The following is a 26734-nucleotide window of genomic DNA, read 5'->3' as shown; positions in this document are numbered from 1 at the left end:
TGCATCTCCTATCGTAGATAAATTTTATCCATGATTCTCGTTCCGAGTCAATCCTTGCAGCAGCACGAAGAATGCCGGCTTCTCTTTTGCCGCGTTTGATCTACCTTTGTTCTGCGTGGACAGGATCGATTCTCCGTCGCCGGAAGGCGACGCCCTGACGTTGCCTTCACCCTTTCTCCGGTGGTTCGCCGAAAAGGGTTGGCGTCCGCGCGCCCATCAGCTCGAACTTCTCTCACGCGCCGAGGCGGGCGAGAGCACGCTTCTGATCGCGCCGACCGGAGCCGGCAAAACGCTTGCCGGCTTTCTGCCCTCCCTCGTCGACATCACCAGGCGCGGCAGGATCCCGCCCGGCGCGGCCTTCACCGGCATTCACACGCTCTACATCTCGCCGCTCAAGGCGCTTGCCGTCGATATCGAGCGCAACCTCATGAAACCGGTTGGCGAGATGGGGCTGCCGGTGAGCATCGAAAACCGCACCGGCGACACGCCGCAGGGCAAGCGGCAGAGGCAGAAGCTCAACCCGCCCGACATACTGCTCACAACGCCGGAGCAGCTCGCGCTGCTTCTGGCCAATGGCGAGGCGGAGCGCTTCTTCAAGGACCTGCGCTATGTGGTGCTGGACGAGTTGCATTCGCTGGTGATGTCGAAGCGCGGCCATCTCCTCTCGCTCGGCCTCGCGCGGCTGCGCCGCCTGGCGCCCCGTCTCCAGACGACGGGTCTTTCGGCTACGGTCGCCGATCCGATGGATCTGCAGCGCTGGCTGGTCGCTCAATCTCTCGCCAAGGAGAACCATGCAGGACTGATCACCGTTTCCGGGGGCGCAAAGCCCGAGATCTCCATCCTGCGGACCGAGAACCAGGTGCCTTGGGCCGGGCATTCGGCGCGCTATGCAATCCCGGATGTCTACGCTGCAATCAAGGAACACCGAACGACGCTGCTCTTCGTCAATACCCGCAGCCAGGCCGAGATGCTGTTCCAGGAACTCTGGAAAATCAACGACGACAATCTGCCGATCGCTCTGCACCACGGCTCTCTCGATGTCGCCCAGCGCCGCAGGGTCGAGGCGGCGATGGCCGAAAACCGCCTGCGCGCCGTCGTCGCCACGTCGACCCTCGATCTCGGCATCGACTGGGGCGACGTCGATCTGGTCGTCCATGTGGGGGCGCCGAAGGGAGCAAGCCGGCTTGCGCAGCGCATCGGCCGCGCCAACCACCGCATGGACGAACCGAGCCGCGCGATTCTGGTTCCGGCCAACCGTTTCGAGGTTATGGAGTGCCAGGCGGCGCTCGACGCCAATTACGTCGGCGCTCAGGACACGCCGTCGATCGGCAAGGGCGCTCTCGACGTGCTGGCGCAACATATCCTGGGCATGGCCTGCGCGCAGCCTTTCGATGCGCTTGAACTCTATGAAGAGGTGATCAGCGCTGCGCCTTATGCCCGGCTTCCCTGGGAAACCTTCGAGCGCGCCGTCGATCTTGTCGCCACCGGCGGTTACGCGCTTCGCACTTACGAGCGCTATGCCCGCATCCGCAAGACGAAGGACGGGCTCTGGCGGGTCTCCAACCCGATGGTTGCTCAGCAATACCGCCTCAATGTCGGGACGATCGTCGAATCGCCGATGCTGAACATCCGCATGGTCAAGCGCAACCAGCGCGGTTCGCTTGGCCGCGGCGGCATGTCGCTCGGCAAAGTCGAGGAGTCGTTCCTGGAAATGCTTTCCCCGGGCGACACCTTCGTCTTTTCCGGCAAGGTGCTGCGCTTCGAAGGCATCCGCGAGAACGAGTGCCTGGCCTCGCAGGCCTTTTCCTTCGATCCCAAGGTGCCGAGCTATGCCGGCGGCAAGTTTCCGCTCTCCACCTATCTCGCAGCACAGGTGCGAAAGATGGTCGCCGATCCGGCCCGCCGCGCAGGTCTGCCCGACCAGGTCAGGGACTGGCTGGCGCTGCAGGGCGACGTGTCGATGCTTCCGCGCGACGACGAACTCCTGATCGAGACCTTCCCGCGAGGCAGCCGGCACTACATGGTCATCTACGCCTTCGAGGGCAGGCTCGCCCACCAGACGCTCGGCATGCTCCTTACCCGCCGTCTCGACCGTGCCGGGCTGAAGCCGCTCGGCTTCGTGGCGACCGACTATTCGCTCGCCATCTGGGCGCTCGACGACATGGGCGCGGCGTTCCGGGCGCGGGCGCCGTCGCTCGGGCAGCTCTTCGACGAGGATATGCTGGGCGACGATCTGGAGGCGTGGCTGAACGAATCCTTCCTCCTGAAACGTACCTTCCGCAATTGCGCGGTCATCGCCGGGCTCATCGAGCAGCGCCACCCCGGCAGGGAGAAGACCGGGCGGCAGATCACCGTTTCCGCCGATCTCATTTATGACGTATTGCGCGCGCACGAGCCGGATCACATTCTCCTCGAGGCGACGCGCAACGATGCGGCCACGGGACTTTTGGACATCGGCCGCCTCGGCTCCATGCTAAAGCGGATCAAGGGCCATATCACCCATCGCAGGCTCGATCAGATCTCGCCGCTTGCCATCCCGGTAATGCTGGAGATCGGACGGGAATCGGTGCATGGAGAAGCCCAGGACTTCCTGCTCACGGAAGCGGCCGACGACCTGATCAACGAGGCGATGAGCGGCCACGGTAAGGATGGATGAGAGAATTATGAGAGAGCGAAAATCCTCCCCAAGCCCCCAACCCCTCCGCGGCGCCCCTCATCCGCCTGCCGGCACCTTCTCCCCGCAGGCGGGGAGAAGGGACCCGCGGCAAGCGCCGCCGCTACCGTTTTCACCGGTATCGTGGGGCACGTCCCCTCTCCCCGTGTGCGGGGAGAGGGTTAGGGTGAGGGGCAAGCCGGAGGAAAGAAGCCTTTTTCGCCCACACACAAGAACACCGCAATGACCATGCATCGGCTCATCTACGCGACATCACCTGCCGTCAGCCCATCCCTGCACGCGCGCACGTCCATCAATGGAATCGCCGCGATCTGCGATCCGCTCGGCGGTCTCTACTTTCCCGAAAGCCGCACGCTCGTCGTATCCGACCTGCATCTCGAAAAAGGCTCCGCCTTTGCGCGGCGCGGCATGATGCTGCCTCCCTACGATACGCTTGCGACGCTCAGGATATTGGAGGCGGTCATCGCCCGCCACGACCCCGCGACCGTCATCAGTCTTGGCGATAATTTCCACGACCGGAAGGGATCGGCTGCAATGCCGGAGACCTTCCGCCAGATGATCGCGGCCATGGCCTGCGGCCGCGAATGGATCTGGATCAACGGCAATCATGATCCGGACGGCGCACAGGGGCTTCCCGGCGCCTCCATGGACGAGCTCCGCCACGCGGGCCTGGTCTTCCGGCACGAGCCTTCGAGACGCGACGGCATCGGCGAGATCGCCGGCCACCTGCATCCTTCGGCGACCGTGAGGCGACGGGAAAGATCGGTGAGGCGCGCCTGCTTCGCGACCGACGGCAAGCGCCTCGTCATGCCTGCTTTCGGGGTCACGACGGGAGGTCTCGACCTCAGGCACCGTGAGATGAGCGGCCTTTTCGAGCGGCAGCAGCTCGTCGCCCATATGCTTGGCCGCGACCGAATCTATTCGGTGCGCTTCGCCAACCTTCTCGGGTGAGGTTAGAGCACTTCCAGGAAAAGCGTGTAACGGTTTCCGTCCGGAAGTGCGTAGTTTCACGGCCCTAGAACGCGTTGAACGTCAGCGTCGTCAGCGAGCGGGATATGCCCGGAACGCTGGCGATATTGTCGTTGATGAACTTTCCGATATCCTGGCCTTCCTCGACATAGACCTTCAGTAGCAGATCATAGTCGCCGCTGGTCGAATACATCTCCGAGACGATCTCCCTGCGGTAGATCTCGTCGGCCACCTCATAGGTCTTGCCGGGGGCGCATTGCAGTTGCACGAAAATCGGTTTCATGGGGTTTCCTCAAGTTTCGCATCGCTTGCCGCCGATGCCCGTGCTTCCTTAAACCGCCATAACGCAAAATGGAACGCCAACTCGGTTTGCCGGCTCCCTCACTCCTTGCGGAAGAGCAGGCTGGCACCCCAGCCGGTGACGACGGCGAGGGTTACGGCCAGAAGGCCGTAGATCAGCGGCTGATCGTGCGCGGCGCGGGTAATCGCCTGTTCGAGGCCGGTCTTCACCACCCTGAGCGGAAGAGCCTTGGCGGCGACGAAGACGCCGTCGCGGAAGAGATAGGCGCGTACGACATGGATGCCGTTCGGGACATTGGTCGGCAGCCGCACCGAAGCCTTGAACAGGCTCGAACTGATGAACTGCACCCCGCCCGGATCGCGCTGATAGACGCCGCTCGTCTCGCGAATCGTCCGGAAGGCGTTGCGGAACTCGCCGAGCGTGCTGCCGTCGCCGACGAAGCCGAGCGGCACCAGCCGCATATGGTCGACGCCGATGCCCATATTGGCGATGTCGCGCCGCGGCGCAATCGTCTCGATGGCGCGGGTACTCGAAAGCGAGTAGGCCTCCGGCACGAGCTCGAAGGTCATCGACTGGGTATTGACCCAGATACCGAATACCCGCTCCTTCTTTCGCACCGTGGCGTTGTCCTTCGGCCCTTCCAGCACGACGATGATATTGTACTTGCCCTGCGCCAGGAGGCTGGCGTCGAAACCATCGATGGCGCCGAAGATCGTCAGGTCGGCGCCCCGGAAATCGGAAGTGATGGCAATCTCTTCCGTCGAAATGCCGATCTCGAGCTTCTCGGTGAAATTGGTGACCTGGCGCTCCAGAACCTGCGCTGCGGCCGGGGTGGCGACGGCGAGGACCAGGGCGACGATCGGGTGAAGGAGAAGCGAGCGCATCAGAAACCGGCCCCCGCGGATACGACCGAGTAAATGTCCTTCGGCGGGATGACGAGCTCGACCGCCAGGCGGATGCCGACGGCGAGAACGAGCAGCGCCAGCAGTGCCCTGAGCTGCTCGCCGCGCAGCCGCTGGCCGACGCGCACGCCATATTGCGCCCCGATGACGCCGGCGATCATCAGCACGAAGGCCAGCACGATGTCGACGGTGTAGTTGGTCGAGGCCTGGACGATCACCGTATAGGCGGAGACGAAGACGATCTGGAAGAGCGATGTGCCCACGACGACGCTGGTCGGAATGCGCAACAGATAGATCATGGCCGGCACCATGATGAAGCCGCCGCCGACGCCCATCACCGAGGTCAGCACGCCGATGGAAAAGCCGAGCGTCGCCACAGGGATGACACTCAGATAGATCTTCGACTTCTTGAAGCGCATCTTCAGCGGCAGGCCGTGGATCCAATTGTGCTGCCCGGGCCGTCTGAGCTGCGCCGGCTGGTTCTTCGCTGCCTTGCGCATTGCGCCGATGCTCTCCCACAGCATCAGCGCGCCGACCGAGCCGAGAAGCACCACATAAAGCAGCGAGATCACCAGATCGAGCTGGCCGACGCTCCTGAGCAGCGAGAACAGCCAGACGCCGACGGTCGCGCCCACAAGGCCGCCGCACAAGAGCACCGTGCCGAGCTTGATATCGATGGTGCCGCGGCGGAAATGGGCGATCGCCCCTGATATCGACGAGGCGACCACCTGGTTGGCGCCGGTCGCCACCGCCACGACGGGCGGAATATTGTAGAAGATCAGAAGCGGCGTGATCAGAAATCCGCCGCCGACGCCGAACATGCCGGACAGAAAACCGACGGCCGCGCCCATGCCGAGAATGACGAAGATGTTCACCGACAACTCAGCAATGGGCAGATAGACCGTCACGGCCGAACCTCGATATGCCAGCGGCCCGCATTGCGGGCGGAAATTGCTCCTCCACAATTCCTAACCGCAAACAATTGAGGAATTGTGCAATGTTTCACTATTCTCAAGCCTCACGCGCTCGAAGAGGCGCACGGCGCTGTCCTTCGAAGTGGTACATGATTAACCACGGACGGGGGGTATATGGGTGGACCGTTCGCGCCCCCGAGGGAGAAACGGGCGACACTTTCTCTCATGCGCTCCCGGACCAGAGCTGTCAACCTTTTCAGGCACATGCGCGGCCCCGCAGGCACGCCTGCGACCTTGTGGCGCCACGTCATGCGCGGTACGGCCGAAACGGTTCAGCTGTTCCGCTTCAGAAGCTCCCGGACCAGCCCATCGGTGATCTCACCCGTCGGCTCCTGGCCGACCGAATTCTGAAAGGCCTTGATGGCGGCAATCGTCTTCTGGCCTACCTGGCCGTCCGGCTTGCCGGCATCGAAGCCGTTATTGTTGAGGATCGCCTGGATGTTGCGAACGGCTCTGGTCATATCGACGGTGGCCGTCTTGGTCGGCGGACCGACCCAGGCATCCGGGATCTCCACCGTGTTTGCTTCGGCGTCGAGAGGCTGAGCCTTCCAGGCGTCGACTTTTGCCTTGGCACTGGAAAGCTCCTCGGGCTTCAGCGCCTTGGCGATCTCGTCGCGCTTTTCTGCCGCGTCCTTGTCGCCGTCGCGGGCCGCGATAGCAAACCATTTATAGGATTCTTCCAGATTGCGGGCCACACCGTCGCCCCGCGCATAGAGGACGGCGAGGTTGAACTGACTGTCGCGAACGCCGAGACGGGCGGCTTTCTCGAACCATTTGGCCGCTTCGGCGAGATCCGGCCCGCCGTCCCGGCCGCCGGCGAGCATGACGGCGAGATTGTGGATCGCACTGGCGTTGCCGGCTGCAGCCGCCTTGAGATAGAGCGCCTTGGCCTTTGCAGCGTCGCGCTCAACGCCCGCGCCCTTCTCATAAAGGTTGGCAAGCCGGTACGCGGCCGGTACCACGCCGGCGTCGGCGGCGCGCTGATACCACTTGACGGCTTCCGCCCGATCTTCCTCGACCCCCCGCCCTTCCGTGAAGCGGGCGCCTATTTCATAGAAGGCGAGAGGATCGCCGCCCTTGGCCGCGGTTACGAGCGCGGGCGGTCCGAAGCCCTCCGGCAGAACGATCTCGCTCATCCTGGCCGGCTCAGCGGCTAAACTTCCTGAAGGCGGCTGCAAGGTCGAGACGGGTCCAGGCGTTCGCGCCTCCGCCGGCCGCATCAAGGCCGCCTGGCCGTCGCCAGCGCCACCAATGGCATTGTCAACCTTGCGGGCTTCGGCAGCGGTTGGCTGCTTTGGCGGCTGCTTTGCCGCTATCGGCGGCGCATCCGTCTTCTCCATGCCAGCGGGAGCCCTCGGCTCTTCTCCAGCCTTCGCGGTAGCTGCCGTTTGGACGAGGCGCTCGACGGCGGCCTTCGGCTCCGCAACCTCTGCCTTGCGCTCGATCGCTGCAACCGGCGGAGCGCTCGGGGCCTCCTTGCCTTTCAGCACCGTGCTGACGAGCGGATAGGACATGATCGCGAGCAGCACGGCACCGACTGCGATCAGGATCGGACGGCGGTGGCGGGCGAGCGCGCCGCCGACGGCGGATGGTGCCTTGCTTTCCTTGACGCGATTGAGCGTATCGGATTCCTCGACGGCCAGCTGCGCCGCGCGCCGCGCGGCGGCGATGAAGTCCGCCTTTTCGCCGTCGTTCGCCTCCTGCGCGCCACGGGCCATCTGACCGGCACGGACACGTTCGAGTATCTTCTTGACGTCCGGCACGCCGGAGCCCGGCTCGAGGAGCTGATTGGCGTCCTCGGGAGCGAGCATTTCGGAGGGGTCGATCGAGGGGGTGGGCTCGACCATCTGCCGCGCCTGGATCGGCATTCCCTCGTTCTGCCTCGGCGCGAAGCGCCGAGTCAGACCGGCAAGCAGGCTCGTCTTCGCCGCACGGGCCTCCACCTTGATCTCGCCGTCTTCGACCATTGCGACTTCGGCGGCATCATTCGCCTCGGCTGCGGCCGGCATCGGTGCGTGGATGGAGGTTTCGCTTGCGGCCGCCAACGCCTGTGGCGCGCGTTCCACGTCCTCGTCGCTTTCCGCCATCGTCGAAGGGTCCGCGGCTTCGACGGGCGCAGCCTTGGGCATCGGACCATGAGAAGCCAGGGGCTCCCGCTCTTCAAGCCGCTCCAGTTTCTCGGCGATATGGACGAGCGTTTCATGCAGCGCCTCGAAGGTGCGTGCCGTCCGTTCGTCGCTCGAACGGCTGAGCTCCTCCAATGTACGCAGATCCTCGGCGAGCGCCGAGATCGCCGCCATGTCGGTACTCGCCGCCATCTGCGGTGCGGTGTTTCTGGAATATGCCTCCATCACGGCTTCCGCAGCCTGCCGAGCAGCTTCGATGATGTATTCGTCGCTGGTGGCGAGATAGTCTTCCAGCGTGTTCATGCGGCTCTCGAATTCCGCGGGCACGCCTACCGTCTCACCGTGGGACTGGCTGATCAGAGTCGAGAGATTTCCGATCTGAGCTTCGAGATTGCGCAGCGCCTGCCGGTCGTCGAACGGCGCGGCATGCGTCTCCTCCAGGCGCTGGGCGATACCTGCCAAGCGATCCTCGAGGCGATCGAAGCGCGGGTCCGCCGTAGGCTCGACATTTCGCGCAAGCCCATCGATACGGCGGGCGAGATCGTCGAGCCGTTCGGCCAGTGCATCGGTGACGCTGTCGCCCGAGAGGGCTTCGATCTTCCGCGAAATGTCGGCAAGACGATCTGTAAGATCCGGCTCCGCACCTTGCCGATTGTGCTCCAGCACCGCGGAAAGCTGGTCCAGGCGCTCTTCCAATCTGGCCGCCGCCTTCTCGCCGGCAAGGTCCTCCACGCGAGCTGCCAGCGCCTCGATCCGCGCGCCGAGGCCGGAATCGGCGGGATTGGAGAGGGTGCCGATCTGCCGGGACAGATCGCCGAGCCTGTTCTCCAGACGATCGACGAACGAACCGTCGGTGCCGGCCACATTACCGCTGCCTGCGTTGATCGCCCGGCTGATCTCATCGAGCCGCTTGCCGAGGTCGGCGAATTGCGGCGCCAGGCGCCTCTCGTCCGGCTGGATCTGGCGCCCGAGCATCTCGATCGCCTGGGCGACCGCGACGAGCTTGCTTTCCAGCACCTCGATCCCGGTGCCCCTGTCCAGGGAATTGATCTGCGCCTTGATCTCGTCGAGCCGGTAGGCGAGCGCCACCAACTCATCGTCGCGGTTCTGGTCGAAGGCGTTCAGCCGATCCTCGACGCCGGTCCATCGGTTTTCCATGCGGCGCATGCTGTCTTCGCGCGCGAGGCCTTCGAGCATGGACCTCAGGTCATCGAATTCGATCCTGAGCGCATCGGCCTCGGCGGGCGAAGCCTGCCGGCCAAGTTCCTTGATGCCGGCCGAAAGCCGCTCGATATCGTGTCGCACGTCCTCGGCGAATCGGCGGTCCTGGGCGGCTTCGGCCTTGATGCCGCGGATTTCCGAACGCAGCGCATGCATCTCGCGGGACAGGCCGTCATCGAGATCGCGCTTCAGCTCATGCCGCAGACCGACCAGCGCCTCGGCGATATCCGCTGCAGCCGAAGAGCGTCCCGATGGCGCGGCTGCTGCCTGAGAGGGCTGGTAGCGTGGCTCTACCGCGAGGCGGGTGGGAGCGAGGCGATCGGGGTCGGTGAGCGCAGCGCGTTCGCGCAGCGGCGACCGCTCGCGCGCCGCATTGAGCGCCCGCTGACGGTCGATGATTTCGGAGACCGCTTCGCTTGGGGCCGGACGCGGCCGCTCGGGCTGCCGCGTCTCGCGGCTGACGCTGCTCATGAGCCCCTCGATGCGCGCTTCGAGCCCTTCGATGGTGCGGTTCAGGGCATCGAGCGACGGCCGGTCGCCATAGGACGGGCTGCCCATGCGCTGAGAAGTGGATCGCGATCCGTTCATTGCCTCTTCGCCCCTGTGTCGCTTTGGCCCTATTAATTCGACCGTCATCGAAGCCGCCGAAGGAGCCCGGGCTTCCCCGGCTTTCGCTCCGATTTCGGCGGCACCGCCGATGTGGGCAAAACCGCAACAATGCAAAGACGGGACCGGTTGCAGCTTTGACCATCTCAAAGCGCACAATTCATTAAACGTGGTAAATAAGCCGTTAACCGATCCGATTTTTAACGATTATTGTCGCCCGCTACGCCGCATCCCTCGCCGCATGGCCATTTGGGGCGGCTGGCCGCAGGAGCGAAACTTTCGCCTTGCGGGAAATTTTGACGTTTACGCAAACGTCAAAATTCGATAGCATCCGTCCAAGTCGCACACCGGCACCGGTGCGCGCTCGACACAGTGGGAAGCGGGTCTGCCGTGCGGCGCGGCCCGAAAGGACATCAAGGCGAGGAAAAGCATGCCCATCTACAAGGCTCCGGTCGACGACACCCTGTTCATCCTCAACGACGTGCTCGGCATCGAGCGCTACCACAATCTCCCGGGCTTTGCGGATGCGACGCCGGACATGACGGCCGCAGTCCTCGGCGAGGCCGCAAAGCTCGCGGAAGAGGTCCTCTTCCCGATCAACCTTTCCGGCGACCAGGAGGGCTGCAAGCGTCACGAGGACGGCTCCGTCACCGTGCCCAAGGGCTTCAAGGAAGCCTATGACCTTTATCGCGAAGGCGGCTGGCTTGGTCTTGCCGCCCCGGAGGAATTCGGCGGCCAGGGCTTGCCCTACACGCTCCACACCGCCGTCGGCGAATTCATGTCCGCGGCCAACATGTCGCTTATGATGTATCCGGGCCTGACGCAGGGGGCGATCGCGGCGATCCTGGTGCACGGTTCCGAAGACCAGAAGCGGACCTATCTGCCCAAAATGGTCGACGGCACCTGGACCGGCACGATGAACCTGACGGAGCCCCATTGCGGCACCGACCTCGGCCTGCTGCGCACCAAGGCCGTGCCGAACCGCGACGGCTCCTACAGGATCTCCGGCCAGAAGATCTTCATCTCCGCCGGCGAGCACGACATGGCGGAAAATGTCGTCCACCTGGTGCTGGCGCGCATCGAGGGTGCGCCCGACGGTGTAAAGGGCATCTCGCTCTTTATCGTGCCGAAATTCAAGCTCGACGCCAGCGGCGAGCCGAGCGAACGCAACGGCGTTTCCTGCGGCGCGATCGAACACAAGATGGGCATACACGGCAACGCGACCTGCGTCATGAATTATGACGGGGCGACCGGCTATCTGATCGGCACGGAGAACAAGGGCCTCAGCGCCATGTTCGTGATGATGAACGAGGCCAGGCTTGCCGTCGGCATGCAGGGGCTTTCGATTGCCGAAGTCGCTTATCAGAATGCTGCGAGCTACGCGCGCGAGCGCATCCAGGGCCGCTCCCTGTCCGGCCCCAAGGCGCCGGACAAGAAGGCCGATCCGATCATCGTCCATCCGGACATCCGCCGCACGCTGATGACGATCAAGGCCTTCAACGAAGGCGGCCGCGCCTTCACGCTCTGGACGGCGCTGAAGTCGGACATCGCCCATCGTTCGGACAGCGAAGAGGAGCGCCAGGCGGCGGACGACATCCTCAGCCTGATGACGCCGATCCTCAAGGGCGTGCTGACGGATAAGGGCTTCGATCACGCGGTGATGGCGCAGCAGGTATTCGGCGGCCACGGCTATATCGAAGAGCACGGCATGAGCCAGTATGTGCGCGATGCCCGCATCGCCATGATCTACGAGGGTGCCAACGGCATCCAGGCGCTCGACCTGGTCGGCCGCAAGCTCGCGATGAACGGCGGCCGCGCCGTCATGGCTCTGTTCAAGGAGATCGGCGACTTCTGCGAGGAGAACCGCGGCGACGAAAAGCTCTCCGGCTACACCAAGGCCCTTAAGAAAGGGCTGAACGACCTGCAGGCCGCGACCATGTGGTTCATGCAGAACGCCATGGCCAAACCCGACAATGCCGGAGCCGGCTCCACCGACTATATGCATCTCTTCGGCCTCGTCGTCCTCGGCTATATGTGGGCGCGGATGGCCAAGACGGCGGAGGAGAAGCTTGCCGCTGGCGAAACGCAGCGCGCGGACTATCTCAAGAACAAGCTGATCACGGCGAGGTTCTTCATGGAGCGCGTCCTGCCTGAAACGGCGCTGCGCAAGATCCGCATCGAAACGGGCGCCGACACGATGATGGCGCTGGACGCGGCCGCGTTCTGATTTCAGACTGGAGCCGGATCGAAAGCGAGAAGCGGTCTTCCGCCCGAATCCCGCTCCGATTGATAATGCGCGGCCCGAGGAAACGCCGCCGAAAGGGAGATCAAGAGATGACGAAAGTCTTCGTTTACGACCACGTGCGCACGCCGCGCGGCCGTGGCAAGAAGGACGGCGCGCTGCACGAAGTGCCCTCCGTCCGGCTCGCCGCCAAGGTGCTCGAGGCCGTGCGCGATCGCAACGGGCTCGACACTTCGACGGTCGACGACGTCATCATGGGTTGCGTCGACCCGGTCATGGATGCGGGTGCGGTCATCCCGAAAGCCGCAGCCTTCGAGGCGGGTTATTCGACGCGTGCGCCCGGCATGCAGATCTCCCGCTTCTGCGCCTCCGGCCTCGACGCCGTCAATTTCGGCGCCGCGAAGATCGCCCAAGGAGCGGACGATATCGTGATCGCCGGCGGCGTGGAGTCGATGTCCCGCGTCGGCCTCGGCATGTCGGGCGGCGCCTGGTTCATGGACCCCTCGGTCAACCTGCCCGCCTATTTCATGCCGCAGGGCGTTTCCGCCGACCTGATCGCCACGAAATACGGTTTCTCGCGCGACGACGTCGACGCCTATGCGGTGGAAAGCCAGAAGCGCGCCGCCAATGCATGGGAGAAGGACTATTTCAAGAACTCGGTCGTCCCGGTCAAGGACCAGAACGGCCTCGTCATCCTCGACCGCGACGAGCATATGCGCCCCGGCACGGACATGCAGGCACTTGCCTCGCTAAACCCCTCCTTCCAGATGCCCGGCGAGATGGGCGGCTTCGAGGCCGTCGGCATCCAGGCGCATCCGGAGATCGAGCGCATCAACTACGTCCACCACGCCGGCAATTCCTCCGGCATCGTCGATGGCGCCGCGGCCGTGCTCATCGGCTCCAAGGCCGGCGGCGAAGCCATGGGGCTCAAACCCCGCGCCCGCATCCGCGCCTTCGCCAATATCGGCTCCGACCCGGCCCTGATGCTGACCGGGCCGGTCGACGTCACCGAGAAGCTCCTCAAGCGGGCGGACATGAAGCTCTCCGACATCGATCTTTTCGAGCTCAATGAGGCCTTCGCGGCCGTCGTGCTGCGCTACTGCCAGGCTTTCGACATCCCGCACGACAAGATCAACGTCAATGGCGGCGCGATCGCCATGGGCCATCCGCTCGGCGCGACCGGGGCGATGATCCTCGGCACCGTGCTCGACGAGCTGGAGCGCCGCGACCTCAACACGGCGCTGGTGACGCTCTGCATCGGCGCCGGCATGGGCACCGCCACGATCATCGAACGCGTCTGATCCGATCCCGGGAGAGAGAATATGTCTTACACGAACTTCAAGATCGAAACCGACGCCGACGGCATCGCGCTGGTCACCTGGGACATGCCCGACAAGTCGATGAACGTCTTCACCGAAGAGGTGATGAAGGAACTCGACGCCATCATCGATCAGACGACGGCGGATCCTGCCGTCAAGGGCGTGGTCGTCACCTCCGGCAAATCCTCCTTCTCCGGCGGCGCCGACCTTTCGATGATCAAGTCGATGTTCACTTTCCAGGCGGAGGAGAAGAAGAAGGACCCGGACAACGCGGCCCGGAGACTCTTCGACCTCGTCGGCCGGATGACGGGTCTCTTCCGCAAGCTCGAAACCTCGGGCAAGCCCTGGGTCTCGGCCATCAACGGCACCTGCATGGGCGGCGCCTTCGAGATGTCGCTCGCGTGCCACGGCCGTGTCGCCTCCAATGCGAAATCGGTGAAGATCGCGCTTCCCGAGGTCAAGGTCGGCATTTTCCCGGGTGCCGGCGGCACCCAGCGCGTTCCACGGCTGACCAATACGCAGGACGCGTTGCAGATGATGACGACCGGCTCCTCGCTTACGCCGGCGCGAGCAAAGGCCATGGGGCTCGTTCACGAGGTGGTCGACCCGGACAAACTGATCGAGGCCGCCAAGGCGATGATCAAGAACGGCCTGAAGCCGGTGCAGCCCTGGGACGAGAAGGGCTTCAAGCTCCCGGGCGGCGGCATCTGGACGCCCGCCTCCGCGCAGCTCTGGCCGGCCGCCTCCGGCATCCTGCGCCGCGAGACCTATGGCAATTACCCCGGCGCGATCGCGATCCTGAAATGCGTCTATGAGGGGCTGCAGGTTCCCTTCGATACGGCCTTGAAGATCGAGCAGCGCTATTTCACCGAAATCCTGCAGACGACCGAAGCCTTTTCGATGATCCGGTCGCTGTTCGTCTCGATGCAGGAACTCGGCAAGGGCGCGCGCCGGCCGGCCGGCGTACCGAAGACCGAGCTCAAGAAAATCGGCGTCGTCGGCGCCGGTTTCATGGGCGCCTCGATCGCCTATGTAACCGCGGCAGGCGGCATCCCCGTCACCCTCATCGACCGCGACATGGAAGCTGCCGAAAAGGGCAGGACGCATTCGGAAGGCCTGGTCAAGGACGCGATCGGCAAGGGACGCTTGACCAAAGAGGAAGGCGAAGCGCTGCTTTCGCGCATCACACCTTCGGCGGACTACGGCGATCTCAAGGATGCCGGCCTCGTCATCGAGGCGGTCTTCGAGGACCGGCAGGTCAAGAAGGACGTGATCGAGAAGGTCGAAGCGGTGATCGCCGAGGACGCGATCTTCGCCTCCAACACTTCGACGCTGCCGATCACCGGCCTCGCCAGGAATTCCAAACGGCCGGACCGGTTCATCGGCATCCATTTCTTCTCGCCGGTCGAGAAAATGATGCTGACGGAGGTGATCCTCGGCAAGGAGACCGGAGACCGTGCACTCGCGGCCGCGCTCGACTATGTCTCGGCGATCAGGAAGACGCCGATCGTCGTCAACGACACGCGCGGCTTCTATGTCAATCGCTGCGTCTTCCGCTATATCCACGAAGCCTATGACATGCTGATCGAGGGCGTACCGCCGGCGATGATCGAGAACGCCGCCAAGATGGCCGGCATGCCGGTCGGACCGCTGTCGCTCAACGACGAGGTGGCGATCGACCTCAGCCAGAAGATCCTGAAGGCGGCCGACGCCGATCTCGGCGAGAAGGCCGTCGATCCCAGACACATGGCGCTGATCGACAAGATGGTGGACGAGCTCGACCGGCGCGGCCGCAAGAACGGCAAGGGCTTCTACGAGTATCCGGCAAAGCCGGCCAGGAAATATCTCTGGCCGGGTCTGAAGGAGCTCTACCCGCAGAAGGATGCCGGCGAGATCGAGGTCGGCGTGCTCAAGCAGCGCCTGCTGGTGACGATCGCACTCGAAGCCGCGCGCACGATCGAGGAGGGCATCGTCACCGATCCGCGCGAAGCCGATGTCGGCTCGATCCTCGGCTTCGGCTTTGCCCCCTACACCGGCGGCACGATCTCTTACATCGACGGCATGGGCGCAAAAGCCTTCGTCGAGCTCTGCGAAAAGCTCGCGGCCGACCATGGCGACCACTTCCGGCCGACGCCGCTTCTGAAGGAGATGGCCGAAAAGGGCGAGACCTTCTACGGGCGCTTCGATCCTTATGGCGCGGGGCAGAAGGCGGCATAAGCCGCCAGGTCAGCCGCACGGCGCAAAGATTGTCTCTCCGGTCGTTCTCGGTAACCGCGAATGACCGGAGAGAAACGTATTCAAGGCTTCAGGCCACTTCAGCCTTCTCACCGAGCTCGGCCGCCAGAAATCCGATCAGCTGCTCCCAGCCTTCGCGGCGATATTCCACCTTGTCGAGCCCATCCAGGAATGCCCCCTGCTCCGTGAAGACGACGCGTGTGCCGGTGCCTTCCGGTATGAGGTCGACGGTGGCGATCGACGCGGAAAGCCGCTGCTCGTCCTTCGCCATGGTATAGGCCGAGACGATCCGCCGGTTCTCGACGATGTCGAGATAGATCGTTTCATTGAAATAGAAAACCTTCCCGTCCTGGCTGAACCGGCCGCTTTCCCGGCCGCCGATGCGGAAGTCGTGGCTATATTCGGCGACCGGCCAGTTGTCGGCCTTGACGAACCAGCGGTCGTGCGCAGCAGGATCGGCGAAGGCCTCGAAGACCTGTTCCGGGGGTGAATTGAAAACGCGTTCGATGGTGAAATCCGCATGGGCGACAGAAGCTTTGGTCATGATCTTTTCCTCCTCGCTGGGAAACTGGTTGCGAAATGAAAGCGGTTGCAGGCTAACTTCACTGGTGCAATAATGCAAGCAGTTTTAGAGCGGATGCTCCGCTCGCGTTTTGCAGAGACCAAAATGACCGATGACCATCGCTCGGGTTGCCCGATCAATCTCTCGCTCGAAGTATTCGGCGACAAATGGAGCCTCCTGATCATTCGCGACATGATTTTCGGCGGCAAACGCCACTTCCGCGAGCTCCTGCGCTCGCAGGAGGGGATTTCCACCAACATCCTCGCCGACCGGCTGAAAACGCTTGTCGAGATCGGCATGCTGACGAAAGCGGACGATCCGAGCCACAAGCAGAAGGCGATCTACAGCCTGACGGAAATGGCGATCGCGCTTGTGCCGATCATGGCCCATCTCGGCGCCTGGGGCCGGCGCTACCTGCCGGTCACCGAGGAACTCAGCATCCGCGCCCAACTGATGGAGGAGGGCGGCCCCGAGCTCTGGGAGCGTTTCATGCGGGAATTGCGCGCCGAACACCTCGGCGAGGCCAGACCGGAGGGACCCTCCGTGCGGCAAACGCTTCAAGCCGCCTATGACCGCGTTGTGGCGCGCAAGGCGATGGAAGAGCAGCCGGCCTGAGCACTAATCTTTGACCCAACGCACTTCCGGACGGAAAACCGTTACACACTTTTCCTGGAAGTGCTCTAAAGCCCGAGGGCTGACAGCATGATGAAGGTGGCGAACAGCACGAAATGCGTCATGCCTTCGATGGCATTGGTCTGACCGTCATTGAGATTGATCGCGGCGGCGATGAGCGTTACCGCAACCATCACCGTCTGCACCGGGGACATGGCCATGATGAAGGGCTGGCCCGTATAAAGGGCAATCGCCTCCATGACGGGTACGGTCAGGATCACGGTCGAAAGCGAAGCGCCGAGCGCGATGTTCACCACTGCCTGCATGCGGTTGGCGAGCGCGGCGCGCATTGCCGTCATGACCTCGGGCGAAGCGGAGATCGCCGCGACGACGATCGCGGCCAGGGCCGGCGGCGCCGCCGTGCCCTTGATCCCGGCCGACAGCAGCCCGGACATGATTTCGGCGAGAAAGCCGATCACCACCACGCCCAGGATGAGCACGACGACGGAAGGAAGCACCGGCTCGCCCTCCAGCCGGCTTGCCGCGGTTCCCGCTTTGGCGCGCGGATAGCTGTAACTGAAGAAGTAGCTGTGGACGCCAACCTGCATGCGCAGGAACAACGTATAGAGCACGATCATCGCGCCGATGGTGAAGGCGGAATAGTAATGCCATTTCGACTGCGGCACGAATTCGGGGACGAGCATGGAAATGCCCATGGCCGTGAGAATCATGACGCTGTAAGTGCGCGCGGAATCGTCGTTATAGGGCTGCTCGCCGTGTTTGAGGCCGCCGAGCAGCGCCGCAAGTCCGAGGATCCCGTTGATATCGAGCATCACTGCCGAATAGATCGTATCGCGCACCAGCGTCGGCGAGGTCTCGCCGGTCATCATGATGGCGAGGATGACGACCTCGACCAGCACCGCCGAAAGCGTCAGGATCATCGTGCCGTAGGGATCACCCACTTTGGCGGCAAGCACCTCGGCATGATGGGCGACCCGCATGGAAGCAAGCACGATCGCCGCCACCATCAGGGCCGCACCGATGAGCGATGCGGCGCGACCGGCCTCGAGCAGATGATGCTCGACCGCGACGCCGGCAAGAGCAGCGAGAAAAGCGGCAACGAGATGCCGTTCCGATCTCAGGTTTGCAAGCAAGCACGCCTCTTGGCCCGGAGTGACGCTGTTTTATTTAGCACAGCTGCTGAAGAGTTCACCCCCGAAGTCCGCTGCATCTGCTGTATGCCGTCCTTTGATCGGATAGGAAGGACTATTTTCCTCGCTGTGCTTTACGGTCGCGGGGCGCTTGGCTAATGTATTCGCAGACCGCGGAACGGCTTGCTGTGCCGCCCGCATCGTCTCTCCTTCCGAAGATGGGTCGACATGCTCTCACATGACAGCATCTGGCGCGCGATCGACGCCTTGGCAGAGCGCCACCGGCTTTCGCCGTCGGGCCTTGCACGGCGGGCCGGCCTGGACCCCACCTCCTTCAACAAGTCGAAGCGCCAGTCCACCGACGGGCGCGACCGATGGCCCTCCACCGAGTCGATCGCGAAGATATTGCATGCCACGGGGGCGAGCGTCGATCAGTTCCTGGCGCTGATGGAGCCCAATGCCGCCGGCCGCGAAAGGGAGGAAGCATCGGCAGCGCCGGGCATTCCGCTGATCGGTTTCGCGCAGGCCGGCGCCGGCGGTTTTTTCGACGACGGCGGCTTTCCGGTCGGCCAGGGCTGGGACACGATCGAATTCCCCACGCCCGAGCGGCGGCAGGGCGGTGCCTACGCTCTGGAGGTTCAGGGCGACAGCATGCTGCCGCTTTACCGCGACGGCGATGTCCTGATCGTCGACCCGAGCGCGCAGGTGCGCCGCAACGACCGCGTCGTGGTCAAGACGCGCGAGGGCGAGGTGATGGCGAAGGTGCTGGCCCGGCAGACGCCCCGCGGCATCGAACTCGTCTCGCTCAACCCCGACCATCCCAACCGCAATTTCGAGATGAACGACGTGGAATGGATTGCCCGGATCATCTGGGCCAGCCAATAGGATTCTTCGATGCGGCCGAGGCTCTTCACCATCGCCGGCGGGCTTGCCGCCCTCGCCCTTTATGCCGGCATTCTGATGGCCGGGGCCGCGATCATCCGCAACCGCGACAGCGTCGCAACGCCTGAGTTCGTGCTCGAAACGCCGGAAGCAGCGGTCGACGAGCCGATTTCGGTGGAGCCTCCCGCCGAGACCGAAGCCGCTCCCCCTCCCCCCGAACCGGATGCCGCCCCAGGCAAGGGCTCGCGCGTGGCGGCCAGGCCGGTCGAGCCGGGTCTCTTCGCCCAGCCGGAAGACGGAATTGCCAAACCGCTGGAACGGATCGCACCGAGACCGCCGCTTTCAAAGCCTGAGGAAAAGGAAAAGCCCGCTTCCGCCGTCTTCCCGCGCCCGGTTGCGCTTGCCGCCGGGCTTGTCCGGTCCGGCGAGACGACTCTGCAGCTCAAGGATATCGAACCCGAAACGCCCGAGAAGGTCTGCGAAGCGAATGGCAGGAGCTGGCCTTGCGGCATGGTCGCGCGTACGGCGTTCCGCAACTTTTTGCGGGGCCGCGCACTCGTCTGCGAAGCGGCGGATGGCTCCTCGGAGACCTTGAACGCGCGGTGCAGCGTCGGCGGCCAGGACGTGGCCGAATGGCTCGTCGGCAACGGCTGGGCGACGCCGCTGCCGGGCACGGCGCTCGAGGCGAAGGCCGAGGCCGCCCGGGGCGCCAGGCTCGGTTTCTTCGGGGACGACCCGCGCGATCTTGCCCGAGCGCCTCTCGCGCTCGACGATCCGGCTGCGAGCATCGCCCCGGAAGACGCCGCGCCGGACTTGTAAGGCTTGGAGCAAGTCCTTAACTGTCACCCACCACTGCAGGTCCGCCCAAACCGCTATGCACCCGTCGTGTATCGCGGCCCCAATGAGAACGATGAAAGGATCGCGAGGCAGGATGTCCGCAAGTCTCAGCCAGCACGAAGCCCTTGTCCACGTCATGGTCATGATGTCCGCCGTCGACCGGAACATGACCGACGACGAGATTGCACGCATCGGCGTGCTCGTGCGGTTCCTCCCGGCCTTCGACGGTTTCGACGAAGACCATCTGATCCATATCGGCCGCGAATGCGCCGCCCAGCTTGCGGCCCCCGAGGGCCTCGACGTGGCGCTCGAAATGGTTCGCGAAGCGTTGCCGCAGCGGCTCTATGAAACGGCCTATGCCCTTGCGGTCGAGATCGCTGCCGCCGATCAGCGTATCCGCAACGAGGAAATCCGCTTGTTGCAGCTGCTGCGGGACCGTTTGGGCCTCGACAAGCTCGCCTGCGCAGCAATCGAGCGCGGAGCCATCGCGCGCTTCCGCAAGTAGGCTTCTGAAAAAAGGTCCTTGCCCGTTTCCGGCACGGAACGGGCCGGGGTCGATGCAACGGGGATCGATGCATGCTCTATTTCGGTCTCGCCGAACCGGTCTGGCGGCTCGCCGCCTTTGCCGCCGCCTTCGCCGCGCTGGCAGTGCTCGAGCTTATTCATCCGCGGCTGGAGAGGCCGGAGCTGGTGCGGGCACTGAAGGCACGCCGCTGGGTCACCAACCTGTCTATTCTCGTCCTATCCTCCCTCCTGCTTCGCGTCGCCTTTCCCGCTGCCGCTACCGGCGTTGCTATCTGGGCTCAGGGGCGCGGCTACGGCGTGCTCCCGGCTCTTGGCGTGACCCCGCCGCTTGCCGGCCTGATCGCCTTCATCGCACTGGACTTCGCCATCTGGTTTGAACACGTCGTGTTTCACAAGATATCTGTCCTGTGGCGCATCCACCGCGTCCACCATGCCGATCCCGGTGTCGACGTCACCACGGCCCTTCGCTTTCATCCCCTCGAAATTCTGCTGTCGATGATCTGGAAGAGCGCGGTTATCATCCTGCTCGGCGCGCCCGCACTTGCCGTTCTCCTGTTCGAAATCGTGCTCAATGCCGGGGCGATGTTCAATCACGCCAATTTGCGGCTGCCGAAAGGCGCCGACAGGCTGTTGCGCCAGGTCATCGTCACGCCCGACATGCACCGCATCCACCATTCCGTGGAAAAGCGGGAGACCGATTCAAACTACGGCTTCAATCTTTCGGTCTGGGATCGGTTGTTCTCGACCTACGTCGCCCATCCATCGCGCGGCGACGATGCGATCGAGACCGGGCTGAAGGCCTACGGGCGCGTTGCACCCGTGAAGCTCCTATGGTCGCTGATACTCCCCTTCCGGCGTCGCTAGGGCATAGCCGCGAGTGGAGCCGCCTCAATAAATCCCGTTCGGGAAATAGCGAAGATAGATCTCCTCAAGCCTGCCGCTGCGTGAGAGTGCCAGCAAAGCGTGGTCGATCGCCTGGGTCAGCGCCGGCTCGGCCTTGCGGTTCATGATCGTCAGTCCCTCGCCCAGGAAGCGTTGGGAAAAATAGGAGCCCTCCAGCATGGCGCAGCATCCGCCGGCCAGGTTGCCGGAGACCCAGAAGGACAATTGCATGCCGTCGGAGAACGCGGCCGCGACGGTGCCCCCGCGAAGCGCGGAGAGCAGCGCGTCCCGGTCCGGAAAGCCCTTGGCTTCGAGCTTCGGGAAAAATGCCTTGAGCATTGCCTCATGGGTGGTGTCGGAGACGACGCCGACGGGCTTCCCGGCGAGGTCGGCAGGACCGGTGATCGCGCCGGCGGCCTTGGTGTTGACGACGAAGCGGGCGGGAAGTTGCATGAAGGCGCGGGAAAAGGCGAAACTCTGCCTCAGCTCCGAAGTCACGGCAATGCCGGCGGCAATCGCTTCCCCTTGCCCCTGTTCGAGGGCCGGCATGAGCTCCGGATAGGTCACTGCCTGGATCTGGCACTTGGCTTCGATCTCCAGCTCACGGCATATCTCGCGGGCGAGGTCGACATGGAAGCCCGACAGCTTGCCCGACTGGTCGATGAAGTTGAAGGGCGGGAAGTCGACGGTGGTCAGGAAACGAAGCCTGGCAAGGCCGCTGAGGTCCGGCTTGGCAATCCGTTCGCGGGCATCGAACAGCCGGGGCAGTTCCTTCGGCTGTGCCAAAGCCAAACCCGGGGCGAAAACGGCCGACAGTACTAATACCCAGAGAATCCGCAGCGCTATGGCGCCTCTATGAAAGGAGGAATTGGAGCGGGTGATCGGGATCGAACCGACGACATCAAGCTTGGGAAGCTGGCGTTCTACCACTGAACTACACCCGCGACAGAACCGGAAATTTCCTCAACAGCCGCGATCTGTCAAGCACAATGCTCACTCGGCGCGAAAATGCTTGGAGAGCTTGAGCCCCTGCGCCTGATAATTGGAGCCGAGATCGAGGCCGTAAAGTCCCTCCGGACGTTCCAGCATGTGCTCGTAGACGAGACGGCCGACGATCTGCCCGTGCTCCAGAATGAACGGTACCTCGTGGCTGCGCACCTCGAGCACCGCCCGGCTGCCGCTGCCGCCGGCCGACGCATGGCCGAAGCCGGGATCGAAAAAGCCGGCATAATGGACGCGGAACTCGCCCACGAGCGGGTCGAAGGGTGTCATTTCGGCGGCATAGCGCGGCGGCACATGGACGGCTTCACGCGACACGAGGATATAGAACTCGTCCGGATCGAGCACGAGATCGTCGCGGCCGCGGCTGTAGAGCGGCTCCCAGAAGTCGAAAACGGCATGCTGGGCTTTCTTGTCGACATCGACCACCGATGTGTGATGCTTGCCGCGGTAGCCGATCAGGCCGTCCGGCCCGGTGCCCTTGAGATCGATGGAAAGGGCAATGCCGCCGCCGGAAACGTTGGGCCGGTCACTGGCGACGAGCACGTCGCTTTCGTGCAAGGCCAGAAGTTCCTGCTCGGAAAGAACCGAGTGGCCTATGCGGAAGCGTATCTGCGAAAGCCGCGAACCGCGCCTGACGACGATCGGAAAGGTTCGCGGGCTGATTTCGAGATAGAGCGGTCCGCTGTAGCCCGCCGGGATCTTGTCGAACTCCTGCGCCCTGTCGGTAATCACGCGTGTGAAGATATCCAGCCGGCCGGTCGAGCTCTTCGGATTGGCAGAGGCCGACATATCTGCCGGCAGCGACAGGCTTTCCATCAGCGGCACGATGTAGACGCAGCCGGTCTCGAGCACGGCGCCTTCGCTCAGATCGACGACATGCAGCTTGAGCCGGTCGAGCTTGTCGGCGACCAGATGAGAAGGACCGGGCATGAAGCTCGCCCGGACGCGGAACGCCTTGGATCCAAGGCGAAGATCGAGGCTAGCCGGCTGGATCTGGTCATCATCCAGCGCCTTCTCGCTCTTCAGTCGTCCCGAGGCATACAGCGCAGCAATTGCGCGGTCGGCCAAAATCCCTGTGTCGCGCCCCATTCCGATCCTCATTTACAGTTGCCAGACAAAACCAAACTCCGGGAATTGACGCAAGCGCGGCCACGCAGTATTGGAGCTTTATCCCGTGGTGATTTGGCCGGTCGGCTTGCAGCCACGTTAAACAAGTAGCTAAAAAGGCCGGGTGTCAAACCGGTCGTTTCGCGGCCGGTTTTTTTGTTTTTGAAAGTGACGTTCTCATGAGCAAGAATTGGCGCCCGGCAACCCAACTCGTCCACGGCGGAACGCTCCGCTCCCAGTACGGCGAGACTTCCGAAGCGATCTTTCTGACGCAAGGCTTCGTCTACGACAGCTCCGAAGCGGCGGAGGCCCGGTTCAAGGGCGAGACCGACGGCTTCATCTATGCGCGCTACGGCAGTCCGACCAACGACATGTTCGAGAAGCGCATGTGCATGCTCGAAGGGGCGGAAGACGCGCGCGCCACCGCCTCCGGCATGGCGGCGGTTTCCGCGGCAATCCTGTGCCAGGTGAAGGCGGGCGACCACATCGTCGCGGCCCGGGCGCTCTTCGGTTCCTGCCGCTGGGTCGTGGAAACGCTGGCGCCGAAATACGGCGTCGAGTGCACCCTGGTCGACGGTCGCGATCTCAAGAACTGGGAAGACGCGGTGCGTCCGAACACCAAGGTCTTCTTTCTCGAAAGCCCGACCAACCCGACGCTCGAAGTGATCGACATCGCCGGCGTCGCCAAGCTCGCCGATCAGATCGGCGCCAAGGTGGTGGTCGACAACGTCTTCGCGACCCCGCTGTTCCAGAAACCGCTGGAGCTTGGCGCCCATGTCGTCGTCTATTCCGCGACGAAACACATCGACGGCCAGGGGCGCTGCCTCGGCGGCGTGGTGCTCTCCGACAAGCAGTGGATCGACGAGAACCTGCACGACTATTTCCGTCACACCGGCCCGGCCATGTCGCCCTTCAACGCCTGGACGCTGCTGAAGGGGATCGAGACCCTGCCGCTGCGCGTCAAGCAGCAGACCGAAAGCGCCCGCCGCATCGCCGATTTCCTCGCGGAGCAGCCGCAGGTCGCCCGCGTCATCTATCCGGGCCGCAAGGATCACCCGCAGGCCGACATCATTGCGAAGCAGATGAGCGGCGGCTCGACGCTGGTCGCCTTCGAGCTCAAGGGCGGCAAGGAAGCAGCTTTCGCCCTGCAGAACGCGCTTGAAATCATCCGGATCTCCAACAATCTCGGCGATTCCAAGAGCCTGATCACCCATCCGGCGACGACCACCCACAAGAACCTCACCGACGAAGCCCGCGCCGAACTCGGCATCTCCGCCGGAACGGTGCGCTTCTCGGCCGGGATCGAGGACAGCGAAGACCTCATCGAGGATTTCGCACGGGCGCTGAAGGGCGTAAACGCCTGACCGACACCATGACGAAGCCCGCGTCAGCAGGCTTTGTCGTCAGTCTTGCCGAAACGTCTGTCTTGCGAGAACGATCCGCGACAGCGCGGTATAGAGGCAGACGAGCGCGAAGACGGTTGCGAACAAGGGGAACCACCCGGGCAACAGGCACGACAGCAGAAAAAAGACGATCGTCTCCGTCGCCTCTGCGAGCCCCGTCGTGAAGTAGAGCGACTTCGCACCGCGCACCTCGGTCGTGAGGCCGCGCTTCTCGGCCATCACGGCATAGGCGAGGAAGCTCGCGCCGTTGACATAGAAGGCGAAGAGCAGAAATCCGCCGGCAAGACCGTTCGCGGCCGGATCTGCGATGATGAAACCGAGTGGGACGGCCCCGTAAAAGGTGAAATCGAGAACGATGTCGAGAAAGCCGCCGAAATCCGTTTTCCGGCTCGCGCGGGCGACGGCTCCGTCGAGGCCGTCGCAGAGCCGGCTCACAAGGATCAGAGCGGCGGCGGGCAGGTAAGCGCCGAGACCGATGAGCAGGGCTGCCGCAAGGCCAAGGCAAAGGCCGAGGATGGTGACGGCATCGGCGCTGACCCCGCGGCCGGCCAGTGCGGCGCCGAACCTGTCCAGAACCGGATCGAGCCGCCTGCGAAGCACGCCGTCAAGCATTGCCGCTGCCTCCTGGGAAATTTGATACCACTCGCACAATCTCGCCGTTATTCTTGACGAAACCATATTGCTGTAGAATACGCGTACGGATTTGAAACAGGGTGTTGCACATGTACCGCGCGCTGACACGCGACATCGAAGTGACGGTCGAGCCGTACTACCTGGAAGAACAGTCGGATCCCGACGACAGCCGCTATGTCTGGGGCTATCGCATCATCATAGCGAACCATTCCGGGCGCGCGGTCCGGCTGATGACCCGCTACTGGCACATCACCGACGAGAACGGTCAGGTGGACGAGGTGAGCGGCCCCGGCGTGATCGGCGAGCAGCCGCTGCTCAACCCCGGCGATACCTACGAATACTCCTCCGGCTGCCCGCTGGATACGCCGTCCGGCGTGATGTTCGGCCATTACAGCATGGAGGCGGAAGGCGGGGAGACTTTCGATGTCGCCATTCCCGCCTTCTCGCTCGATTCACCAGGCCTCGTCCGCACGCTTAATTGATTCAGCGCGCAATTCAGCGCGGCTGCCCTATTGCGGGCGGACTTCGCTCGCCTCGAAGCGGTAGGTCGTCGAGCAGAACTCGCAGGTCACCTTGACCAGGCCGTCCTCGACGCTGGCTTCGATATCCTCGTTGCCGAGCCCCACCAGAACGTCCTTGATCTTCTCGCGCGAGCAGCTGCAGCGATCGTAGACCGCCTGCGGCTCATAGACGCGCACGCCGCGCTCATGGAACAGACGGTACAGCAATCGCTCGGTACCGACCGTCGGATCGGTGAGTTCATCGGTGTCGATCGTCTCGACCATCACCTTGGCTTCCGCCCAGAGGTCGTCCTCGTCGAAGAAATCCTCCTGGCCTTCGTCACCGTCGCCGCCCGGCAGATCCGCCTGGCGCATCCTGTCCGGCGCGTCGGGCAGGAACTGCGCGACCATGCCGCCGGCGCGCCAGCGGTGCCGCGGCTTGCCGTTCTCGTCCTTGTCGAGAAGCTCGGCAACGGCGAGGCGCACCCTGGTCGGTATCTGCTCCGACTGGCGGAAATAGGCGCCGGCGATGTCCTCGAGCGTCGCCCCGTCAAGGGCCACGATGCCCTGATAGCGCTGCGTGTGCGCACCCTGGTCGATCGTGAAGGCGAGGACGCCGTTGCCTAACAATTCATGAGGCTGGACGCGCCCGCTCTTTTCGGCGTCGGCAAGCGCCTCCTCATCATAGCGCGCATAGGCGCGGACGCGGTCCGGCGTCGAGAAATCCGCAACCACAAGATCGACCGGTCCATCGCCCTGTGTCTGAACGATCAGCTTGCCTTCGAATTTCAGAGACGTGCCGAGCAGGACCGTCAACACCACTGTTTCGGCGACAAGCCGCGCGACAGGAAGCGGGTAACCGTGCCGCTCGAGAATGGCATCGAGCATCGGACCAAGCTGGACGGCGCGGCCGCGCACGTCGAGTCCCTCGACCTGAAAGGGCACGACGTGATCGTCACCGGCAAAATCGAACTCGCCAAGTCCCGGCGCTGTTTCTGTCATCGCTTGCTCCTTGCCTCGACCATGGTCACGCGGATCGATTCAATCCGGGATGTGGCCATGACCCATT

22 protein-coding genes, 1 tRNA gene and 1 riboswitch are annotated in these 26734 nt (G+C 63.7%); of the genes, 12 read left to right on the top strand and 11 right to left on the bottom strand.

From position 1 onward, the window contains the following. The first annotated feature begins 106 nt into the window (after positions 1 to 106). Together ACFHWW_RS25410 and pdeM are read left to right on the top strand one after the other, a co-directional pair. Entirely contained in the window at positions 107 to 2656 is a 2550-nt protein-coding gene (locus ACFHWW_RS25410; RefSeq protein ID WP_100669661.1) for a ligase-associated DNA damage response DEXH box helicase, read from the top strand. Between the two features lie 240 nt (positions 2657 to 2896). Next, positions 2897 to 3625, top strand: coding sequence for a ligase-associated DNA damage response endonuclease PdeM (gene pdeM / locus ACFHWW_RS25405; RefSeq protein ID WP_100669662.1), 729 nt, complete (start codon positions 2897 to 2899; stop codon positions 3623 to 3625). A 64-nt stretch (positions 3626 to 3689) separates the two neighbouring features. Here the strand turns inward: pdeM and ACFHWW_RS25400 are convergent, their stop codons facing one another. From ACFHWW_RS25400 to ACFHWW_RS25385, 4 genes are all read right to left on the bottom strand, one after another. Beyond that, positions 3690 to 3926 (bottom strand): Lrp/AsnC ligand binding domain-containing protein, encoded by a 237-nt coding sequence (locus ACFHWW_RS25400; protein WP_018094127.1) that lies wholly within the window; start codon positions 3924 to 3926, stop codon positions 3690 to 3692. A gap of 98 nt (positions 3927 to 4024) precedes the next feature. Then, the gene (locus tag ACFHWW_RS25395) at positions 4025 to 4828 is read right to left on the bottom strand and encodes a TIGR02186 family protein (RefSeq protein WP_100669663.1); all 804 of its coding nucleotides are present in this window, start codon (positions 4826 to 4828) and stop codon (positions 4025 to 4027) included. Beyond that, positions 4828 to 5754, bottom strand: a complete 927-nt coding sequence (locus ACFHWW_RS25390) for a sulfite exporter TauE/SafE family protein (RefSeq protein ID WP_018094125.1) — start codon at positions 5752 to 5754, stop codon at positions 4828 to 4830. Before ACFHWW_RS25390 ends, ACFHWW_RS25395 begins: the two co-directional genes overlap by 1 nt. 338 nt (positions 5755 to 6092) lie before the next feature. Continuing rightward, positions 6093 to 9755, bottom strand: a complete 3663-nt coding sequence (locus tag ACFHWW_RS25385) for a peptidoglycan-binding protein (RefSeq protein ID WP_379941595.1) — start codon at positions 9753 to 9755, stop codon at positions 6093 to 6095. A 448-nt stretch (positions 9756 to 10203) separates the two neighbouring features. Here ACFHWW_RS25385 and ACFHWW_RS25380 point away from each other — a divergent pair, with 448 nt between their 5' ends. The 3 genes from ACFHWW_RS25380 (at position 10204) to ACFHWW_RS25370 (ending at position 15551) form a co-directional block, all read left to right on the top strand. Continuing rightward, on the top strand, positions 10204 to 12000 hold the full coding sequence (locus ACFHWW_RS25380) for an acyl-CoA dehydrogenase C-terminal domain-containing protein (protein WP_379941593.1): 1797 nt from the start codon (positions 10204 to 10206) through the stop codon (positions 11998 to 12000). 107 nt (positions 12001 to 12107) lie between these two features. Further along, positions 12108 to 13316: an acetyl-CoA C-acetyltransferase gene (locus ACFHWW_RS25375; protein ID WP_379941591.1), complete on the top strand. Its 1209-nt coding sequence runs from the start codon at positions 12108 to 12110 to the stop codon at positions 13314 to 13316. 21 nt (positions 13317 to 13337) lie between these two features. After that, positions 13338 to 15551, top strand: coding sequence for a 3-hydroxyacyl-CoA dehydrogenase NAD-binding domain-containing protein (locus ACFHWW_RS25370; RefSeq protein WP_379941589.1), 2214 nt, complete (start codon positions 13338 to 13340; stop codon positions 15549 to 15551). A gap of 88 nt (positions 15552 to 15639) precedes the next feature. Here the strand turns inward: ACFHWW_RS25370 and ACFHWW_RS25365 are convergent, their stop codons facing one another. Further along, on the bottom strand, positions 15640 to 16113 hold the full coding sequence (locus ACFHWW_RS25365) for an SRPBCC family protein (protein ID WP_275596825.1): 474 nt from the start codon (positions 16111 to 16113) through the stop codon (positions 15640 to 15642). Positions 16114 to 16236: 123 nt separating this feature from the next. On the opposite strand from ACFHWW_RS25365, the gene ACFHWW_RS25360 reads away from it, so the two are divergent. After that, the gene (locus ACFHWW_RS25360) at positions 16237 to 16746 is read left to right on the top strand and encodes a helix-turn-helix domain-containing protein (RefSeq protein ID WP_275596826.1); all 510 of its coding nucleotides are present in this window, start codon (positions 16237 to 16239) and stop codon (positions 16744 to 16746) included. Between the two features lie 65 nt (positions 16747 to 16811). On the opposite strand, the gene ACFHWW_RS25355 is transcribed toward ACFHWW_RS25360, so the two are convergent. Further along, a complete protein-coding gene (locus ACFHWW_RS25355) occupies positions 16812 to 17897 on the bottom strand; it encodes a calcium:proton antiporter (RefSeq protein WP_379941587.1) in 1086 nt (361 codons plus the stop codon). A gap of 225 nt (positions 17898 to 18122) precedes the next feature. Here ACFHWW_RS25355 and ACFHWW_RS25350 point away from each other — a divergent pair, with 225 nt between their 5' ends. From ACFHWW_RS25350 to ACFHWW_RS25335, 4 genes are all read left to right on the top strand, one after another. After that, positions 18123 to 18779, top strand: a complete 657-nt coding sequence (locus tag ACFHWW_RS25350; RefSeq protein ID WP_379941585.1) for a helix-turn-helix transcriptional regulator — start codon at positions 18123 to 18125, stop codon at positions 18777 to 18779. Between the two features lie 9 nt (positions 18780 to 18788). Further along, the gene (locus ACFHWW_RS25345; protein WP_275596829.1) at positions 18789 to 19595 is read left to right on the top strand and encodes a thermonuclease family protein; all 807 of its coding nucleotides are present in this window, start codon (positions 18789 to 18791) and stop codon (positions 19593 to 19595) included. A gap of 112 nt (positions 19596 to 19707) precedes the next feature. Further along, positions 19708 to 20118, top strand: a complete 411-nt coding sequence (locus ACFHWW_RS25340) for a tellurite resistance TerB family protein (RefSeq protein ID WP_100669672.1) — start codon at positions 19708 to 19710, stop codon at positions 20116 to 20118. 71 nt (positions 20119 to 20189) lie between these two features. After that, on the top strand, positions 20190 to 21002 hold the full coding sequence (locus ACFHWW_RS25335; protein WP_379941582.1) for a sterol desaturase family protein: 813 nt from the start codon (positions 20190 to 20192) through the stop codon (positions 21000 to 21002). Positions 21003 to 21026: 24 nt separating this feature from the next. Here ACFHWW_RS25335 and ACFHWW_RS25330 read toward each other — a convergent pair whose 3' ends face one another. The 3 genes from ACFHWW_RS25330 to ACFHWW_RS25320 form a co-directional block, all read right to left on the bottom strand. Next, positions 21027 to 21812 carry a transporter substrate-binding domain-containing protein gene (locus ACFHWW_RS25330; protein ID WP_338279315.1) on the bottom strand — a complete coding sequence of 262 codons (786 nt, stop codon included), beginning with the start codon at positions 21810 to 21812 and terminating at the stop codon, positions 21027 to 21029. 77 nt (positions 21813 to 21889) lie between these two features. Beyond that, positions 21890 to 21964 (bottom strand) — tRNA-Gly (locus tag ACFHWW_RS25325). A 49-nt stretch (positions 21965 to 22013) separates the two neighbouring features. Continuing rightward, positions 22014 to 23111 (bottom strand): 2'-deoxycytidine 5'-triphosphate deaminase, encoded by a 1098-nt coding sequence (locus ACFHWW_RS25320; RefSeq protein WP_018094113.1) that lies wholly within the window; start codon positions 23109 to 23111, stop codon positions 22014 to 22016. A 75-nt stretch (positions 23112 to 23186) separates the two neighbouring features. Beyond that, positions 23187 to 23265: riboswitch (SAM riboswitch) on the top strand. 43 nt (positions 23266 to 23308) lie between these two features. Between ACFHWW_RS25320 and ACFHWW_RS25315 the strand changes: the two genes are divergently transcribed. Then, positions 23309 to 24493: an O-succinylhomoserine sulfhydrylase gene (locus ACFHWW_RS25315; protein ID WP_100669676.1), complete on the top strand. Its 1185-nt coding sequence runs from the start codon at positions 23309 to 23311 to the stop codon at positions 24491 to 24493. A 39-nt stretch (positions 24494 to 24532) separates the two neighbouring features. Here ACFHWW_RS25315 and ACFHWW_RS25310 read toward each other — a convergent pair whose 3' ends face one another. Beyond that, positions 24533 to 25144, bottom strand: a complete 612-nt coding sequence (locus ACFHWW_RS25310) for a CDP-alcohol phosphatidyltransferase family protein (protein ID WP_379941579.1) — start codon at positions 25142 to 25144, stop codon at positions 24533 to 24535. A gap of 110 nt (positions 25145 to 25254) precedes the next feature. Here ACFHWW_RS25310 and apaG point away from each other — a divergent pair, with 110 nt between their 5' ends. Next, complete coding sequence (apaG, locus tag ACFHWW_RS25305) at positions 25255 to 25647, top strand: Co2+/Mg2+ efflux protein ApaG (protein WP_018094110.1); 393 nt, start codon at positions 25255 to 25257, stop codon at positions 25645 to 25647. A gap of 27 nt (positions 25648 to 25674) precedes the next feature. On the opposite strand, the gene ACFHWW_RS25300 is transcribed toward apaG, so the two are convergent. After that, positions 25675 to 26667 carry an Hsp33 family molecular chaperone gene (locus ACFHWW_RS25300; RefSeq protein WP_379941577.1) on the bottom strand — a complete coding sequence of 331 codons (993 nt, stop codon included), beginning with the start codon at positions 26665 to 26667 and terminating at the stop codon, positions 25675 to 25677. Positions 26668 to 26734: the final 67 nt, after the last annotated feature.

The organism is Sinorhizobium sp. P24N7 (genome assembly GCF_042436655.1).
Lineage (GTDB): Bacteria > Pseudomonadota > Alphaproteobacteria > Rhizobiales > Rhizobiaceae > Sinorhizobium > Sinorhizobium meliloti_A.
This window is presented reverse-complemented; position numbering and strand designations above follow the sequence as displayed.

What these genes read in the sequence shown, in the direction of transcription:
- ACFHWW_RS25340 (WP_100669672.1), top strand. Translation starts at nt 19,708, where the DNA reads ATGTCCGCAAGTCTCAGCCAGCACGAAGCCCTTGTCCACGTCATGGTC.
- pdeM (WP_100669662.1), top strand. Translation starts at nt 2,897, where the DNA reads ATGACCATGCATCGGCTCATCTACGCGACATCACCTGCCGTCAGCCCA.
- ACFHWW_RS25310 (WP_379941579.1), bottom strand. Translation starts at nt 25,144, where the DNA reads ATGCTTGACGGCGTGCTTCGCAGGCGGCTCGATCCGGTTCTGGACAGG.
- ACFHWW_RS25350 (WP_379941585.1), top strand. Translation starts at nt 18,123, where the DNA reads ATGCTCTCACATGACAGCATCTGGCGCGCGATCGACGCCTTGGCAGAG.
- ACFHWW_RS25315 (WP_100669676.1), top strand. Translation starts at nt 23,309, where the DNA reads ATGAGCAAGAATTGGCGCCCGGCAACCCAACTCGTCCACGGCGGAACG.
- ACFHWW_RS25320 (WP_018094113.1), bottom strand. Translation starts at nt 23,111, where the DNA reads ATGGGGCGCGACACAGGGATTTTGGCCGACCGCGCAATTGCTGCGCTG.
- ACFHWW_RS25345 (WP_275596829.1), top strand. Translation starts at nt 18,789, where the DNA reads ATGCGGCCGAGGCTCTTCACCATCGCCGGCGGGCTTGCCGCCCTCGCC.
- ACFHWW_RS25380 (WP_379941593.1), top strand. Translation starts at nt 10,204, where the DNA reads ATGCCCATCTACAAGGCTCCGGTCGACGACACCCTGTTCATCCTCAAC.
- ACFHWW_RS25400 (WP_018094127.1), bottom strand. Translation starts at nt 3,926, where the DNA reads ATGAAACCGATTTTCGTGCAACTGCAATGCGCCCCCGGCAAGACCTAT.
- ACFHWW_RS25360 (WP_275596826.1), top strand. Translation starts at nt 16,237, where the DNA reads ATGACCGATGACCATCGCTCGGGTTGCCCGATCAATCTCTCGCTCGAA.
- ACFHWW_RS25370 (WP_379941589.1), top strand. Translation starts at nt 13,338, where the DNA reads ATGTCTTACACGAACTTCAAGATCGAAACCGACGCCGACGGCATCGCG.
- ACFHWW_RS25300 (WP_379941577.1), bottom strand. Translation starts at nt 26,667, where the DNA reads ATGACAGAAACAGCGCCGGGACTTGGCGAGTTCGATTTTGCCGGTGAC.
- apaG (WP_018094110.1), top strand. Translation starts at nt 25,255, where the DNA reads ATGTACCGCGCGCTGACACGCGACATCGAAGTGACGGTCGAGCCGTAC.
- ACFHWW_RS25335 (WP_379941582.1), top strand. Translation starts at nt 20,190, where the DNA reads ATGCTCTATTTCGGTCTCGCCGAACCGGTCTGGCGGCTCGCCGCCTTT.
- ACFHWW_RS25365 (WP_275596825.1), bottom strand. Translation starts at nt 16,113, where the DNA reads ATGACCAAAGCTTCTGTCGCCCATGCGGATTTCACCATCGAACGCGTT.
- ACFHWW_RS25395 (WP_100669663.1), bottom strand. Translation starts at nt 4,828, where the DNA reads ATGCGCTCGCTTCTCCTTCACCCGATCGTCGCCCTGGTCCTCGCCGTC.
- ACFHWW_RS25385 (WP_379941595.1), bottom strand. Translation starts at nt 9,755, where the DNA reads ATGAACGGATCGCGATCCACTTCTCAGCGCATGGGCAGCCCGTCCTAT.
- ACFHWW_RS25375 (WP_379941591.1), top strand. Translation starts at nt 12,108, where the DNA reads ATGACGAAAGTCTTCGTTTACGACCACGTGCGCACGCCGCGCGGCCGT.